At 71.0% G+C, this 15958-nt stretch carries 15 protein-coding genes and 1 pseudogene; 13 read left to right on the forward strand and 3 right to left on the reverse strand.

Annotated elements, in window-relative coordinates:
• A pseudogene (locus HG542_RS30060) lies at positions 1 to 313 on the forward strand (potassium-transporting ATPase subunit B); the annotation flags it as partial.
• A 4-nt stretch (positions 314 to 317) separates the two neighbouring features.
• Positions 318 to 965: a potassium-transporting ATPase subunit KdpC gene (gene kdpC / locus HG542_RS30065; protein ID WP_171086972.1), complete on the forward strand. Its 648-nt coding sequence runs from the start codon at positions 318 to 320 to the stop codon at positions 963 to 965.
• A 64-nt stretch (positions 966 to 1029) separates the two neighbouring features.
• Here the strand turns inward: kdpC and HG542_RS30070 are convergent, their stop codons facing one another.
• Positions 1030 to 1569, reverse strand: a complete 540-nt coding sequence (locus HG542_RS30070; RefSeq protein ID WP_171086974.1) for a GNAT family N-acetyltransferase — start codon at positions 1567 to 1569, stop codon at positions 1030 to 1032.
• A gap of 186 nt (positions 1570 to 1755) precedes the next feature.
• On the opposite strand from HG542_RS30070, the gene HG542_RS30075 reads away from it, so the two are divergent.
• The 4 genes from HG542_RS30075 to HG542_RS30090 all read left to right on the forward strand — a co-directional run bounded on the left by HG542_RS30075 (position 1756) and on the right by HG542_RS30090 (position 6369).
• On the forward strand, positions 1756 to 4308 hold the full coding sequence (locus HG542_RS30075; RefSeq protein ID WP_171086976.1) for an ATP-binding protein: 2553 nt from the start codon (positions 1756 to 1758) through the stop codon (positions 4306 to 4308).
• Positions 4309 to 4411: 103 nt separating this feature from the next.
• The gene (locus HG542_RS30080; protein WP_171086978.1) at positions 4412 to 5101 is read left to right on the forward strand and encodes a response regulator; all 690 of its coding nucleotides are present in this window, start codon (positions 4412 to 4414) and stop codon (positions 5099 to 5101) included.
• A 146-nt stretch (positions 5102 to 5247) separates the two neighbouring features.
• On the forward strand, positions 5248 to 5646 hold the full coding sequence (locus HG542_RS30085; RefSeq protein ID WP_171086981.1) for an OB-fold nucleic acid binding domain-containing protein: 399 nt from the start codon (positions 5248 to 5250) through the stop codon (positions 5644 to 5646).
• A 3-nt stretch (positions 5647 to 5649) separates the two neighbouring features.
• Positions 5650 to 6369 carry a DUF3159 domain-containing protein gene (locus tag HG542_RS30090; protein WP_171086983.1) on the forward strand — a complete coding sequence of 240 codons (720 nt, stop codon included), beginning with the start codon at positions 5650 to 5652 and terminating at the stop codon, positions 6367 to 6369.
• Positions 6370 to 6509: 140 nt separating this feature from the next.
• On the opposite strand, the gene HG542_RS30095 is transcribed toward HG542_RS30090, so the two are convergent.
• On the reverse strand, positions 6510 to 7181 hold the full coding sequence (locus tag HG542_RS30095) for a potassium channel family protein (protein ID WP_171086984.1): 672 nt from the start codon (positions 7179 to 7181) through the stop codon (positions 6510 to 6512).
• Positions 7178 to 7846: a potassium channel family protein gene (locus tag HG542_RS30100; RefSeq protein WP_171086986.1), complete on the reverse strand. Its 669-nt coding sequence runs from the start codon at positions 7844 to 7846 to the stop codon at positions 7178 to 7180. The genes HG542_RS30095 and HG542_RS30100 overlap by 4 nt, the downstream gene beginning before the upstream one ends.
• 520 nt (positions 7847 to 8366) lie before the next feature.
• Between HG542_RS30100 and HG542_RS30105 the strand changes: the two genes are divergently transcribed.
• The 7 genes from HG542_RS30105 to HG542_RS30135 all read left to right on the forward strand — a co-directional run bounded on the left by HG542_RS30105 (position 8367) and on the right by HG542_RS30135 (position 15933).
• Positions 8367 to 9773, forward strand: coding sequence for an ATP-binding protein (locus tag HG542_RS30105; RefSeq protein ID WP_171086988.1), 1407 nt, complete (start codon positions 8367 to 8369; stop codon positions 9771 to 9773).
• A complete protein-coding gene (locus HG542_RS30110; protein ID WP_227727514.1) occupies positions 9770 to 10198 on the forward strand; it encodes a roadblock/LC7 domain-containing protein in 429 nt (142 codons plus the stop codon). Before HG542_RS30105 ends, HG542_RS30110 begins: the two co-directional genes overlap by 4 nt.
• Complete coding sequence (locus HG542_RS30115) at positions 10195 to 10557, forward strand: DUF742 domain-containing protein (RefSeq protein ID WP_171086990.1); 363 nt, start codon at positions 10195 to 10197, stop codon at positions 10555 to 10557. The genes HG542_RS30110 and HG542_RS30115 overlap by 4 nt, the downstream gene beginning before the upstream one ends.
• Positions 10535 to 11137 (forward strand): GTP-binding protein, encoded by a 603-nt coding sequence (locus tag HG542_RS30120; protein ID WP_171086992.1) that lies wholly within the window; start codon positions 10535 to 10537, stop codon positions 11135 to 11137. The genes HG542_RS30115 and HG542_RS30120 overlap by 23 nt, the downstream gene beginning before the upstream one ends.
• A 119-nt stretch (positions 11138 to 11256) precedes the next feature.
• Positions 11257 to 12660: a cytochrome P450 gene (locus tag HG542_RS30125; protein WP_373313249.1), complete on the forward strand. Its 1404-nt coding sequence runs from the start codon at positions 11257 to 11259 to the stop codon at positions 12658 to 12660.
• Positions 12642 to 13763: a cytochrome P450 family protein gene (locus HG542_RS30130; protein WP_227727512.1), complete on the forward strand. Its 1122-nt coding sequence runs from the start codon at positions 12642 to 12644 to the stop codon at positions 13761 to 13763. The genes HG542_RS30125 and HG542_RS30130 overlap by 19 nt, the downstream gene beginning before the upstream one ends.
• 115 nt (positions 13764 to 13878) lie before the next feature.
• Positions 13879 to 15933, forward strand: a complete 2055-nt coding sequence (locus tag HG542_RS30135) for an APC family permease (RefSeq protein ID WP_171086997.1) — start codon at positions 13879 to 13881, stop codon at positions 15931 to 15933.
• Positions 15934 to 15958: the final 25 nt, after the last annotated feature.

A 15958-nucleotide genomic window follows, 5' to 3' on the forward strand; every position in this document is an offset into this window, starting at 1 on the left:
CGCCAACGACGTCGCGAAGTACTTCGCGATCATCCCCGCGATGTTCGCGGTCGCCTACCCCGGCCTGGACAAGCTCAACATCATGAGCCTGCACTCGCCGCAGTCCGCGATCCTCTCGGCCGTCATCTTCAACGCGCTGATCATCGTGGCCCTGGTGCCGCTCGCCCTCAAGGGCGTGCGCTACCGGCCGATGAGCGCGGACGCGATGCTCCGGCGCAACCTCTTGATCTACGGACTGGGCGGCCTGATCTCCCCGTTCATCGGCATCAAGATCATCGACCTGCTCATCTCCCTCATCCCTGGCATCGGGTGACGTCATGAACAACTCCGTACGCAGCACGGCACGCCTGCTGATGGCGGGGCTCCGGGCCCTGCTGGTGCTCACCGTGGTCTGCGGTGTGATCTACCCGCTGGTCGTCACCGGCATCGCCCAGGCCGCGTTCAACGACAAGGCCAACGGCTCCGAGATCAAGGTCGACGGCAAGTCCGTCGGCTCCGAACTCCTCGGCCAGAGCTTCTCGCTGGACAAGAAGGACAAGGACGGCAACCCGCTGCCCGACCCGCAGTACTTCCAGCCGCGGCCGTCGGCGGCCGGGCCCAACACCGAGAACACGCAGTACAAGCTGCTGGTCTCCGGGGCCTCCAACCTCGCCGCCGACAGCAAGGTGCTGCTCGACAGCATCAAGCAGCGCCGCGCGGACATCGCCGCCTTCAACGGCGTCTCGCCGGCGGACGTCCCGACGGACGCGGTGACCGCCTCCGGCTCGGGTGTCGACCCCGACATCTCGCCGGCGTACGCGCGGCTGCAGGCCGAGCGGGTGGCCAAGGCGAATCACCTGCCGGCGGCCAAGGTGCGTCAACTGGTCGAGGACCACGTCGACGGACGGCAGCTGGGCTTCATGGGCGAGCCGCGGGTGAACGTTCTCAAGCTGAACGTCGCGTTGCGGGAGCTTGCGAAGAACTGACGGTCGTCGGTGGCTGATCACGCAGTTCCCCGCGCCCCTTGACGGGGCGCGGGGAACTTGTCGTTCACCAGACGTCGCCCGGACGCCAGTCGCACACCAGCTCCCCGTCGAGGGCCGGCTCCGAGCGCATGGGCAGGACGTAGATGTGGCCGTCCTCCTCCGGTGTGCGTACGACGCCGTCGGGGCTGAGGACCGCGGTCCGCCCCCGCCACTGCTGCCAGCCGCGGCCCGTGTAGAGGGGGACGGCCGCAGCCGCGGCGCCGAGTGCGCCGATGTGGTAGCCGCCCGAGTGCAGCACGCGCTCCAAGGCCTCCATCACGGCGCTCGCCAGGCCCTGCCGGCGGTGGCCGGGGTGGACGGCCACCGCCTCCACATAGCCCGTGCGCAGCGCCCGCCCGCCGTGCAGCAGCCGCCGCTGCACCAGTGAGCCGTGGGCCAGCAGCTCGCCGCCGTCCCCGTGGACGGTGGCGTGGATGCCGCAGAGGGTGTGGTCCCAGTCATCGGCGGTGAAGTCGCCCTCGAAGGCGAGGTCCAGCAGGGCCCGGATCCTCTCCAGGCCGGCAGGTGTGAATTCCGACGTGTGAGCCGTGGATGCCCGGTGCATCGGGGCATCCTCGCAGAAGGACACGGCGGGCGGCGTCAGAACTGCGTCAATACCCGGCCCACGACCGCCTTGCGCCCGATATGTCCCGAACCTTGGTCGTAAGGTCGACGTGCGCGCGGCAGTGCTGCACCTCGCGGCGGAAAACCGCCCAGAACACGGCCGCGCATCGTGAAAGACAATGGGGCCATGGGACGCGGCAATCTCCGGATCTATCTCGGCGCGGCACCGGGCGTCGGCAAGACCTACGCCATGCTCTCCGAGGCACACCGCCGCGTCGAGCGCGGCACCGACGCAGTCGTCGGCTTCGTCGAGCACCACGGCCGCCCGCGCACGGAAGTCATGCTGCACGGCCTGGAGGAAGTGCCGCGCCGCGAGATCGTCTACCGGGACTCCGTCTTCACGGAGATGGACGTCGACGCCGTTCTCGCCCGCCGCCCCGAGGTCGTCCTCGTCGACGAGCTGGCCCACACCAACGTGCCCGGCTCGCGCAACACCAAGCGCTGGCAGGACGTCGAGGAGATCCTCAAGGCCGGCATCGACGTCGTCTCGACCGTCAACATCCAGCACCTGGAGTCGCTGGGCGACGTCGTCGAGTCCATAACGGGCGTGCGGCAGCGCGAGACGGTGCCCGACGAGGTCGTGCGCCGCGCCGACCAGATCGAGCTCGTCGACATGTCGCCGCAGGCCCTGCGCCGCCGCATGGCGCACGGCAACATCTACAAGCCCGACAAGGTCGACGCCGCCCTCTCCAACTACTTCCGGCCCGGCAACCTCACCGCGCTGCGCGAGCTGGCCCTGCTGTGGACCGCCGACCGCGTCGACGAATACCTGCGCCAGTACCGCACCGACCACAGCGTCTCGACCATCTGGCACGCGCGTGAGCGCATCGTCGTCGGCCTCACCGGCGGACCCGAGGGCCGCACCCTCATCCGCCGCGCCGCCCGCATGGCCGCCAAGGGCTCCGGCAGCGAGATCCTCGCCGTCTACATCGCCCGCAGCGACGGCCTGACCTCGGCCTCGCCCAAGGAACTGGCCGTCCAGCGCACCCTGGTCGAGGACCTCGGCGGCACCTTCCACCACGTCATAGGCGACGACGTGCCCGCCTCGCTGCTGGAGTTCGCGCGCGGCGTCAACGCCACCCAGATCGTGCTGGGCTCCAGCCGCCGCAAGACGTGGCAGTACATCTTCGGCCCCGGCGTCGGCGCCACCGTCGCCCGCGACTCCGGGCCCGACCTGGACGTCCACATCGTCACCCACGAAGAGGTCGCCAAGGGCCGGGGCCTGCCCGTCGCCCGCGGCGCCCGGCTGGGGCGCGGGCGGATCGTGGCCGGCTGGCTGGTCGGCGTGGTCGCACCCGTCGCGCTCAGCATGCTGCTGACGACCGTCGTGCCCGAGGTCGGCCTCGCCAACGACATGCTGCTGTTCCTGTGCCTGACGGTCGGGGCGGCGCTGCTCGGCGGCCTCTTCCCGGCCCTGGCCTCCGCGGCCGTCGGCTCGCTGCTGCTCAACTACTACTTCGTCGAGCCGCTGCACGAGTGGACGATCACCGACCCGAAGAACATCGTCGCGATCGTGATCTTCGTGTTCGTCGCGGTCTCCGTGGCCTCCGTGGTGGACCTCGCCGCCCGCCGCACCCACCAGGCGGCCCGGCTGCGCGCCGAGTCCGAGATCCTCTCCTTCCTGGCCGGCAGCGTCCTGCGCGGCGAGACCAGCCTGGAGGCCCTGCTGGAGCGGGTCCGGGAGACCTTCGCCATGGACTCCGTGGCCCTGCTGGAGCGGGCCAGCGAGGTGGACCCGTGGACCTGCGCGGCGAGCGAGGTGACCAACTCCGGCAGGCCGCTGCTGCGCCCCGAGGACGGCGACGTCGACATGCCCGTCGGCGACAACATGGCCCTCGTGCTCTCCGGCCGCGTCCTGCCCGCCGAGGACCGCCGCGTGCTGGCCGCCTTCGCCGCCCAGGCCGCCGTGGTCCTGGACCGGCAGCGGCTGGTCGGCGAGGCCGAGCGGGCCCGCGAGCTGGACGAGGGCAACCGCATCCGCACCGCCCTGCTCGCCGCCGTCAGCCACGACCTGCGCACCCCGCTCGCGGGCATCAAGGCCGCCGTGACCTCTCTGCGCTCCGACGATGTGGCCTGGTCCGAGGAGGACGAGGCCGAACTGCTGGCGGGCATCGAGGACGGCGCCGACCGGCTCGACCACCTCGTCGGCAACCTGCTCGACATGTCCCGACTGCAGACCGGCACCGTCACCCCGCTGATCCGCGAGATCGACCTCGACGAGGTCGTCCCGATGGCCCTGGGCGGCGTCCCCGAGGGCAGCGTCGCGCTGGACATCCCCGAGACGCTGCCGATGGTCGCCGTCGACCCCGGCCTGCTGGAGCGCAGCGTCGCCAACATCGTCGAGAACGCCGTGAAGTACAGTCCCGACGGCGTGCCCGTCATGGTCTCCGCCAGCGCCCTCGGCGACCGCGTCGAGGTCCGGGTGGCCGACACGGGCCCCGGCGTGCCGGACAGCGCCAAGAACCGGATCTTCGAGCCGTTCCAGCGCTACGGCGACGCGCCGCGCGGCGCCGGGGTCGGCCTGGGCCTGGCCGTCGCGCGCGGCTTCGCGGAGGCCATGGGCGGCACGCTCACGGCCGAGGACACCCCCGGCGGCGGCATGACCATGGTCCTCACCCTGCGGGCCGCCGCCGGCCTGGCGCCGGTGCGCGCCGACCTCCCGGCGCAGGCCACGACATGACCCCCCGGCGCACCGCCGTACGCACAGCACAGCACGCACAGACCGACAGACCGAGACCGCGCGCCCAGCGGATGGGCCGCATGAACAGCAGAGGTGGTTCAGCATGAACCGGGTGCTCGTGGTTGATGACGAGCCGCAGATCGTCCGCGCGCTCGTCATCAACCTCAAGGCGCGGAAGTACGAGGTCGACGCCGCGCCCGACGGCGCCACCGCCCTCCAGCTCGCCGCCGCCCGGCACCCCGACGTGGTCATCCTCGACCTCGGTCTGCCCGACATGGACGGCGTCGAGGTGATCAAGGGCCTGCGCGGCTGGACCCGGGTGCCGATCCTGGTCCTCTCCGCCCGCCAGACCTCGGACGAGAAGGTCGAGGCGCTGGACGCCGGTGCCGACGACTACGTCACCAAGCCGTTCGGCATGGACGAACTGCTGGCCCGGCTGCGGGCCGCCGTGCGGCGCGCCGAGCCGACGGGGCCGTCGGCCACGGGCGACGACGCGATCGTGGAGACGGAGGTCTTCACGGTCGACCTCGCCGCGAAGAAGGTCAACCGCGACGGGCGGGACGTCCGGCTGACCCCGACCGAGTGGCACCTGCTGGAGGTCCTGGTCCGCAATACGGGCCGTCTCGTCAGCCAGAAACAGCTCCTCCAGGAGGTCTGGGGCCCGTCCTACGGCACCGAGACCAACTACCTCCGCGTCTACATGGCCCAGCTCCGCCGCAAGCTGGAGCGCGACCCGTCGCACCCGAAGCACTTCATCACGGAGCCGGGGATGGGGTACCGCTTCGAGGTCTGAGTGGCCGGGGGTCTCCGGCCGGGGGTCCGGGGGGTGCCCCCGGGAATTGCAGCATCACGGAGCCGGGGATGGGATACCGGTTCGAGGTGTGACGCAAGTGGTCACGGGAGGGGATCGGGCGGGGGCCGCCCCGGTAGGCTGGATTCATGAGCGCCGCACCACGTTCCGACAAGCCGACCGGCCGTTTCCGCCGGATGCTCGACCGGCTGTCCAGCTCGCAGGAAGAGCTGCACCACGCCGAGCTGCAACAGGACACGGAGGCCGCGGGCTGCACCCGGATCTGTGACTGCGACGACCGCCAGATCGTCAAGGTCACCGGCACCCTGCGCACCGTGACGCTGCGCCCCCGCGCCGGTGTCCCCGCGCTGGAGGCCGAACTGTTCGACGGCTCGGCCCCGCTGGACGTGGTCTGGCTGGGACGGCGGTCCATCGCCGGCATAGAGCCCGGCCGCAAGCTGATCGCCTCCGGCCGGATCTCCATGAGCCGCGGCCGCCGGGTGCTGTTCAATCCCCGATACGAACTCCGACCCGTCGGACAGGAGTAGCCGTTGACGTCCCCCGACAAGCCGGTGGTGGACCGGCAGGAGCAGGGCCCCGGCAGCGATGCGAGAGCGGCCACCGAGGCCGCTCTCTTCGAGGCCTTCGGCGGGGTGCGCGGCATGGTGGAGACCACCGTCCCCGGCCTCGTCTTCGTCGCGTTCTACACGGTCAAGCGGGACATCCACCTCGCCGCGATCGCCGCACTGGGCCTGTCCCTGGTGCTGGGCGTGGCCCGGCTGGTGTCCCGGGACACCCTCAAGCACGCCTTCAGCGGTGTCTTCGGGGTGGCCTTCGGCGCCGTCTTCGCGATGATGTCCGGCGACGCCAAGAATTTCTACCTGCCGGGCATGCTCTACACCCTCGGGCTGGCGGTGGCGTACATCGTCACCGCGCTCGCGGGCTTCCCGCTGCTCGGCGTGATCCTGGGCCCGCTGTTCAAGGAGAACCTCTCCTGGCGCACCCGTAACCCCGGCCGCAAAACGGCGTACACCAAGGCCAGCTGGGCCTGGGGGCTGATCCTGCTCGCCAAGTCGGCGATCCTGTTCCCGCTCTACTGGTGGGGCGACGCGACCCAGCTGGGCTGGGTGAAGGTGGCCCTGGGCATCCCGCCGATGCTGCTGTCGGTCTACCTGACCTGGATCTTCCTGGCCAAGGCCCCCGCGCCGATCGACGTCTTCGCGGAAATGGAGGCGGCGGAGGCCGCCGAGCGCGAGAAGGCACAGGCTTAAAAAAGGCACAGGCCTAAAAGCCGAAGGGCCCGGGAACCGATTCGGTTCCCGGGCCCCTTTCGCGCCCTGAAGGGGCGCGGGGAACTGCGCGACCAGCCACAACCGACCCGCAGCCGAAGCACCGCACCCCGGCAGAGCCGCTAGGCGTCCTCGCGCCGCACCGACAGCAGGTCCTCCAGCTGCTCCTCACGTGCCGGGGCGGCGACGAAGAGGAGCTCGTCGCCGGCCTCCAGGACGTCCTCCTTGTTCGGCGTGAGCACCCGGTTGCCGCGGATGATGGTGACCAGCGAGGTGTCCTCGGGCCAGTCCACGTCGCCGACCCGGGTGCCGGCCAGGGCCGCCTCCGGCGGGAGGGTGAGCTCGACGAGGTTGGCGTCGCCCTGGCTGAAGCGCAGCAGCCGCACCAGATCGCCGACGCTCACGGCCTCCTCGACCAGCGCGGACATCAGACGCGGGGTGGAGACGGCGACGTCCACGCCCCAGGCCTCGTTGAACAGCCACTCGTTCTTGGGGTTGTTCACGCGGGCCACGACCCGCGGCACCCCGTACTCGGTCTTCGCGAGCAGCGAGACCACGAGGTTGACCTTGTCGTCACCGGTCGCCGCGATGACGACGTTGCAGCGCTGCAGCGCCGCCTCGTCCAGCGAGGTGATCTCACAGGCGTCGGCCAGCAGCCACTCGGCCATCGGCACCCGCTCCACGGAGATGGCGGACGGAGCCTTGTCGACCAGCAGGACCTCGTGCCCGTTCTCCAGCAGCTCGCTCGCGATCGAGCGGCCGACGGCACCGGCACCGGCAATCGCAACCCTCATCGGTGCGCCTCCTCAGGCCCCTGCGCGAAAGCGGCTTCCACCTTCTCGACCTCGTCGGTGCGCATCATCACGTGCACCAGATCGCCCTCCTGCAGCACCGTCGAGGACGACGGCAGCATCGCCTCGCCCAGCCGGGTGAGGAACGCGACGCGCACCCCGGTCTCCTCCTGGATCAGGCTCACCTTGTGGCCGACCCAGGCCTCCGAGACGGTCACCTCGGCGAGCTGGACGCCGCCGCTCGGGTCGCGCCAGAGCGGTTCGGCCCCGGAGGGCAGCAGCCGGCGCAGCATCTGGTCGGCCGTCCATCGCACGGTGGCCACGGTCGGGATGCCCAGGCGCTGGTAGACCTCGGCGCGGCGCGGGTCGTAGATGCGCGCCGCCACGTTCTCGACGCCGAACATCTCGCGGGCCACCCGGGCCGCGATGATGTTGGAGTTGTCGCCGCTGCTGACCGCGGCGAAGGCGCCCGCCTCCTCGATGCCCGCCTCGCGGAGGGTGTCCTGGTCGAAGCCGACCCCGGTCACCCGCCGCCCGCCGAAGCCGGAGCCCAGGCGACGGAAGGCCGTCGGGTCCTGGTCGATCACGGCGACGGTGTGGCCCTGCTGCTCGAGGGTCTGCGCGAGGGCCGAGCCGACCCGCCCGCACCCCATGATCACAACGTGCACGTCGATGCCCCCGTATTCCGGAATACCGCGCTGACCTGCACCAACACCCTGCTCACACTTCCTTGCTTCGGCTCATGACACACCCATCGGAGCATCATCCGAATCGGTGCACGACACCACCGTATCCGTTGTGCCGCGCCGACCGGAGGCCAGGACGGCCGACCGTGCACCGGGAGCATTTCAACGGGCGGTGAAATTTTTGGCCCCCACCGGGGCCGCGGCCGGAGCCGATCGTCGAGGACCGGCCACCCCCGTCGTGGGCCGGGCGGGGGCTCACGAGGGGTAATGGTCCAGACCGGCACCGTCAACACCGCTGCAAAAGTCCGGAATTGGGCTTTCCTTCGCGCGAACTCCGTGCCGGGCGACCCGAAAGCGGAAGTCTGTTCGTCTTTCGTGACGAAGATCGGACACACGGTCACCCGCGTGGTTAGGATGATCCGCGTATTCCGCTTCTGGACGGGTCGTCAGGTCGTTTCCCTGTCCCGGCGTCCCCAATGCCCCCGTCGTCCAAGAGGAATTGATGTCACATCACATACCGGAGGTGGTGATCTGGTGTCTGGCCATCGCCCTGACCGTTGCGGTCGTGCTCCTGATGCGCCAGCGGACGATCACCACCGGTGTGCGCAGGCGAGCCGACCAGCTGGAGGACGGCCTCCGGGCGCGTGACGAGGAGATCGGACACCTGGTCCGGGTCCGGCTGCCCGCCGTCGCCGACTCCGCGGACCAGTCCGTGCCGCTCCCCGGGCTGCTCGACGAGCGGCTCGCCGGCACCGTGTTCGCCCAGGGCATGCAGTCGGTGATGGAGCTGTTCACCCGGGCCGTGGACAAGGCGCAGGCCCGCGCGGACCAGTCCGCCAAGGCCGCGCTCAAGGCGTCCATGCGCTCCCTCCAGGGGCTGGCCCACGAACAGCAGCTGGCCATCTCCGACATGCAGGACCGGCACGACAACCCCGACGTGCTGCGCGACCTGCTGGAGATCGACCACGCCAACTCCCAGTTCGGCCGCCGCGCCCAGGCCATCGCCGTGCTGTGCGGCTCCTGGCCCGGCCGGCAGCGCGTCGCCTCGCCGCTCACCGACGTCGTCCGCGGCGCGACCTCGCGCATCCGCGACTACCGGCGCGTCCGGGTGCACAGCCAGGCTGACGTCGCCGTCGTCAGCCGGGCCGTCGAGCCCGTGGTGCTGGCCGTCGCCGAGCTCCTCGACAACGCCGCCCGGCACTCCCAGCCGAACACCACCGTCGAGGTCAGCCTCCAGCCGGTGCACAACGGCGCCTGCATCGTCATCGACGACGCGGGCGTCGGCATGGACGGCCAGGAGGTCCAGCAGGCGGTCGCCTTCCTCACCGGACGCCGCACCGTGGACGTCTCCCGGCTCGGCGACCCGCCCCAGTTCGGCTTCCCCGTCATCGGCGTGCTCGCCGCCCGCTACGGCTTCAGCGTCTCCGTCGACACCCGCTCGCCCTACGGCGGCGTACGGACCGTCGTCTTCCTGCCCAGCAGCCTGCTGACCCAGCTCGACGTCGACGGGCCGGACACCACGCCGCTGGCCCCGCCGTCCCGGCAGAGCACCAGGAGCCAGCGCCCGGGCGGCCGTCCGCACCCGCGCCCCGTGGAGCGCACCCACCCCGGCCCCGTGCCGCCCGCGCCGGACGCCCCGCCGCCGGTCACCGGATCCACGGCGGGCGGACTGCCCAAGCGCCGCCGCCGGCAGCCCGCCGCCGGCCACGGCCGCACGCCGTCGGCGCCGCTGCCCGCCGAGGCACCCCAGGAGCGGACCGCGGAGGAGACCGCCCGGCGCATGGGCGCCTTCGCCCGCGGCACCCGCAACGGCCGCGCCGACCGCCACCAAGGACTTGACCGGCACGAAGGCCCCGCCCGGCACCCGGACCGGGCACCCGGAGAAGACGAAGGGAACCCCTACGCGTGAACGACCACATGAACAAAGAGCTCGGCTGGATGCTCGACGAGGTCGTGAAGATGCCGGAGGCGCGCCACGCGATCCTGCTCTCCGCCGACGGCATGCTGCGCGCCCACTCCCGGGGCATCGACCGGGACGAGGCCGAGCGCCAGGCCGCCGCCCTCTCCGGGCTGCAGTCCATCAGCCGTTCCACCAGCGACTTCTGCACCCACCCGGCACACCAGGAGAGCGCCTGGCGGCAGACGCTGGTGGAGTTCGCCCACGGCTACGTCTTCCTCATCGCCGCCGGCCCCGGCGCGTACCTCGCCGTCTCCGCGGGCGAGAACGTCGACATGGAGGCCGTCACCTACCGCATGCAGAAGACGGTCGACCGGCTCGGCAAGGAACTCGTCAGCCCGCCGCGGCAGGACAGCTGGCAGGGCAACCGGGCATGACCCCTCCTGCGCCGAGGCACGAGAGAGGGCTGGTGCGCCCGTACGTCGTCACCGACGGGCGTTCCCACCCGACCCGCAACACCTTCGACCTGGTCACCCTGGTCATGGCGCACGAGGACCGGCCGCTCGGCGGCCTCAGCCCGGAGAAGCGCAGGCTCATGGAACTCTGCCTCGGCGGTGCCCTGTCCGTCGCCGAGATCGCCGGCCACCTGATGCTGCCCGTCAGCGTCACCAAGGTGCTGCTCGGCGATCTCGTCGACAGCGGCCACCTGTCCACCAGGGCTCCCATTCCCTCGGCGCAGCTGCCCGAGGCCCAGATCTTGCAGGAGGTGCTCGATGGACTCCGTGCTCGCCTCTGACGGAGACCTCTATCTGCGACGGACCGTGCAGACCGCCGTGAAGATCCTCGTCGTCGGGCACTTCGCGGTGGGCAAGACCACCTTCGTGGGCTCGCTGTCGGAGATCCGGCCGCTGCGCACCGAGGAGACGATGACGCAGGCCGGCGCGTCCGTCGACGACCTGGCCGGCATCGAGGGCAAGACCACCACCACGGTCGCCATGGACTTCGGCCGGCTCACCCTCAGCGACAGCCTCGTCCTCTACCTCTTCGGCGCCCCCGGCCAGCAGCGCTTCACCCGGCTCTGGCAGGACATGACCCAGGGGGCGCTGGGCGCGCTCGTCCTCGCCGACACCCGGCGCCTGGACCAGTCCTTCGACGTCATGGGCCTGCTGGAGGAGCAGGGCCTGCCGTACGCGGTGGCCGTCAACCACTTCGACGGCGCCCCGGCGTACCCGGAGGAGGAGATCCGCGAGGCCCTCGACCTGCTCCCGGAGACGCCGCTGATCACCTGTGACGCCCGCGACCGGATCTCCTCCACGCACGCGCTGATCACCCTCGTGGAATACCTGCAGAACCGCACCGTCCAGGAGCACGTGTGACCCACCGTCCGCCGCCCGGCTGCCCCGCGCACCAGGGGGACCGACCGGGCCCGCCCGTCACCCCGCTGTACGGGCCGGACTTCGCCGCCGACCCGCAGGCCGTCTACCGGCGGCTGCGCATGTACGGGCCCGTCGCCCCGGTGGAGCTGGCGCCCGGCGCGCAGGCCACCCTCGTCACCGACTACCGGGCCGCGCTCGACGTGCTGCGCACCCCCGAGCGGTTCGCCAAGGACGCCCGCCGCTGGCGCGCTCTGGCGGACGGCCGCGTGGCGCCGGACAATCCCGTCGTGCCGATGATGGCCTACCGCCCCAACTGCCTCTTCTCCGACGGGGACGCGCACCGCCGCTACCGCGAGGCCGTCAGCGACAGCCTCGGCCGGATCGACCCCAACGCCCTGCGCGGCTACGTCGAGCGCAGTGCCGACAGCCTCATCGACCGGTTCACCGCCAAGGGCGAGGCCGATCTGCTCCGCTCGTACGCCAAGATGCTGCCGCTGCTGGTCTTCCAGCAGCTCTTCGGCTGCCCGCCCGAGCTCGGCGACCGGCTGGTGGAAGGTTTCTCCGGCATCTTCGACGGCGTCGACGCCGAGCGGGCCGACGCGCTGATCACCAGCAGCCTCGTCGAACTCATCGCCCACAAGCGGGAGCAGCCCGGCGCCGATATGACGTCATGGCTGATGGCCCACCACGCCGAGCTCACCGACGAGGAGATGATCCACCAGCTCGTCGTCCTCATCGGCGCCGGCACCGAGCCCCAGCAGAACCTGATCGCCAACGCGCTGCGGCTGCTGCTGGCCGACGACCGTTTCGCGGGCGACCTCCGCGGCGGCAGCATGCCCGTCGAGGACGCCCTGGACGAGGTGCTCTGGCTCGACCCGCCGATGGCCAACTACGCCGTCCACTATCCCGTCGAGGACCTGGACTTCGGGGGGACGCGGCTGCGGGCCGGCGAGCCCGTCGTGGTGAGCTTCGCCGCCGCCAACACCGACCCGGCCCTGCACTCGGAGAACCGTTCCGGCAACCGCGCCCACCTCGCCTGGAGCGCGGGTCCGCACCACTGCCCCGCCAAGGACTCCGCACGGCTGATCGCGGCCGTCGCCGTCGAACGGCTCCTGGACCGGCTGCCGGACCTGGAACTGGCCGTCCCCGTCGACCGGCTCGTCTGGCGCCCGGGTCCGTTCCACCGCGCGCTCACCGCGCTGCCCGTGCGCTTCCCGCCGGTGCCGCTGCCCGTACCGGCACCGGCGCCGCAGACCGTCCACCCCGGTTACGCCGGTGCCGGGGAATCGCACGTCGATCCGTCAGCAGCAGCATCAGCCGCATCCGCATCCGCAGCCGCACCCGCAGCAGCAGAGACCTCTGGAGACAGCCGATGGAACGTCAGACCTGCCCCGTCGCATCAGTCGCATCCGTCACCATCGACCCCTCAGGCCGCGACATTCACGGAGAGGCAGCCCGCATCCGCGCCCACGGCCCGGCGACCCCTGTGGAGCTCCCTGGCGGCGTGGTGGCGTGGGCAATAACGTCCCAGCCCCTGATCAAGCAGCTGCTCACCGATCCGCGCGTCTCGAAGGATGCGCATCAGCACTGGCCCACGTGGATCAACGGGGAAGTCTCCCCGGAATGGCCGCTCTACACCTGGGTGGCCGTCCGGAACATGTTCACCGCCTACGGGCGTGACCACCGGCGTCTGCGCAGCCTCGTCGCCACCGCCTTCACCGCCCGCCGCACGGCCGCCCTGCGGCCCCGCATCGAGCAGATGACCGCCGACCTCCTCGACGGTCTCGCCGCCCGTCCGCACGGCGAGATCGTCGACCTGCGCGAGGAGTACGCGTACCCGATCCCCATCCAGGTGATCTGCGAGCTGTTCGGCGTCGACGACGAGGCGACCCGCGAGGGCCTGCGGCACTGCGTCGACTCGATCTTCCACACCTCCGCCGACCCGGAGGAGGTCACGGCCACCTACGCCAGGATCTACGAACTGCTCGGCTCGGTCGTCGCCAGAAAGCGCGAGACCCCCGGCGACGACATGACCAGCGTCCTGATCTCCGCGCGCGACGAGGAGGACGGCAGTCGGCTGAGCGAGCAGGAGCTCGTCGACACCCTGCTGCTGATGATCGGCGCCGGGCACGAGACCACCGTCAACCTCCTCGACAACGCCATCCACGCACTGCTCGCCGACCCCGGACAGCTCGACCTCGTCCGCGAGGGCAAGGCCGGCTGGAACGACGTGGTCGAGGAGACCCTGCGCTGCCAGGCACCCGTCGCCAGCCTCCCGCTGCGCTACGCCGTGGAGGACATCGCCCTGGAGAACGGTGTGACCCTCCGCAAGGGCGACGCGATCCTCGCGGGGTACGCGGCGGCCGGACGCGACCCCGGGCTGTACGGCGACGACGGGGGCCGGTTCGATGTGACTCGTGCCACCAAGGAGCACCTGTCCTTCGGGCACGGAGTGCACTTCTGCCTGGGCGCCCCGCTGGCCCGGCTCGAGGCGGCCGTCGCCCTGCCCGCTCTCTTCGAGCGCTTCCCCGCGATGTCCCTGGCGGCGGCCCCCGACCAGCTCCGACCGGTGGACTCCTTCATCTCCAACGGCCATCGCGCACTGCCCGTCAGGCTCCACGCCTGAGCGGCCATTTGAATCGCCCTTTACCTTCCGGGAGCGGTCGCGTAACGTACAAAGGATCGACTCCCGGAGGGTGGCGGGTGGGCGCCAGGGATACCGACCCTTTACGATCCTCTGCGTGTCCAAACTGACCGACCTGCCGAAACGGATTCTCATCGGCCGGGCGCTGCGCAGCGACAGGCTGGGAGAAACGCTCCTGCCGAAACGCATCGCGCTCCCCGTCTTCGCCTCCGACCCCCTGTCCTCCGTGGCGTACGCGCCGGGCGAAGTGCTGCTCGTCCTGTCCGTGGCGGGAGCGTCGGCCTACCACTACAGCCCGTGGATCACCCTCGCCATCGTCGCCCTGATGGTCACGGTCGTCGCCTCCTACCGGCAGACCGTGCACGCCTACCCGGGCGGCGGCGGTGCCTACGAGGTGGCCACCACCAACCTCGGCCAGAAGGCCGGCCTCTCCGTGGCCAGCGCCCTGCTGGTCGACTACGTCCTGACCGTCGCCGTCTCCGTCGCCTCCGGCGTCGAGAACCTCGGCTCGGCCCTGCCCTTCGCCGTCCAGCACAAGGTGCTGTTCTCGCTGGTGGTCATCGGGCTGCTGGCCCTGATGAACCTGCGCGGCGTGAAGGAGTCCGGAACGCTCTTCGCGATCCCCACCTACGCCTTCGTGGGCGGCGTGATCGTCATGGTGCTCTGGGGCGGCTTCCGCGGCATCGTCATGGGCGACGTCATGCGCGCCCCGACCGCCGACTACCAGATCAAGGCGGAGCACGCCGGACTCGCCGGCATCGCCCTGATCTTCCTTCTGCTGCGCGCCTTCTCCTCCGGCTGTGCCGCGCTCACCGGCGTCGAGGCGATCAGCAACGGCGTCCCCGCCTTCCGCAAGCCCAAGAGCAAGAACGCCGCGGCGACGCTGTCCCTGATGGGCGTCCTCGCCATCGTCATGTTCGTCGGCATCATGATCCTGGCCATGACCACCAAGGTCCGGATGGCCGAGAACCCGGCGACCGACCTGCTGATAAACGGCAAGCCGGCGGGTGACGGCTACACCCAGAACCCCGTGATCGCCCAGGTCGCGGAGGCGGTCTTCGGCGGCGGCTCGTTCCCGTTCATCTTCCTGGCCGCGGCCACCGCCCTGGTGCTGTTCCTGGCCGCCAACACGGCCTACAACGGCTTCCCGGTGCTCGGCTCGATCCTCGCCCAGGACCGCTACCTCCCGCGCCAGCTGCACACCCGCGGCGACCGGCTCGCCTTCTCCAACGGCATCGTGCTGCTCGCCCTGCTGGCCGGTGCGCTCGTCTACGCCTTCGGCGCGGACTCCACCAAGCTGATCCAGCTGTACATCGTGGGCGTCTTCGTGTCGTTCACCTTCAGCCAGGGCGGCATGGTCAAGCACTGGAACCGCCACCTGGCCGCGGAGACCGACCCCGCCGCCCGCCGCCGGATGCACCGTGCCCGGGCGATCAACGCCTTCGGCATGGTCTTCTCCGCGCTCGTCCTCGTCGTCGTGCTGCTCACCAAGTTCACGCACGGCGCCTACGTCGCCGTGATCGGCATGGTCGCCTGGTACGCGGTGATGACCTCCATCCGGCGCCACTACGACCGGGTGTCGGAGGAGATCGCCGCCGAGGAGGAGGGCGTCGGCGACGAGACGGTGCGCCCCTCGCGCGTCCACTCGATCGTCCTGGTCTCGAAGATCCACAAGCCCACGCTGCGTGCCCTGTCGTACGCCAAGCTGATGCGCTCCTCCGGCACCCTGGAGGCGCTGAGCGTCAACGTCGACACGGCCGAGACCAAGCTCCTCCAGGACGAGTGGGAGCGGCGCGGCATCGACGTCCCGCTGAAGATCCTCGACTCGCCCTACCGCGAGGTGACCCGCCCGGTCATCGACTACGTCAAGGGCCTGCGCAAGGAGAGCCCGCGCGACGCGGTGAGCGTCTACATCCCCGAGTACGTGGTCGGCCACTGGTACGAGCACCTGCTGCACAACCAGAGCGCCCTGCGCCTGAAGGGCCGGCTGCTGTTCACGCCGGGCGTGATGGTGACGTCGGTGCCGTGGCAGCTCGACTCGTCCGAGGCGGCTCGCAAGCGGGCCCGCAAGCGGGCGGAGTGGAGCGCGCCGGGTGCGGTGCGGCGGGGGCCGGTGACGCCGCCGAAGAAGGAGAAGGCGGCGAAGAAGTAGGGCGCTGCCGAATTAACAGGTGAGG

The sequence above is a fragment of the Streptomyces morookaense genome (assembly GCF_013030945.1).
Taxonomy (GTDB): domain Bacteria; phylum Actinomycetota; class Actinomycetes; order Streptomycetales; family Streptomycetaceae; genus Streptomyces; species Streptomyces morookaensis.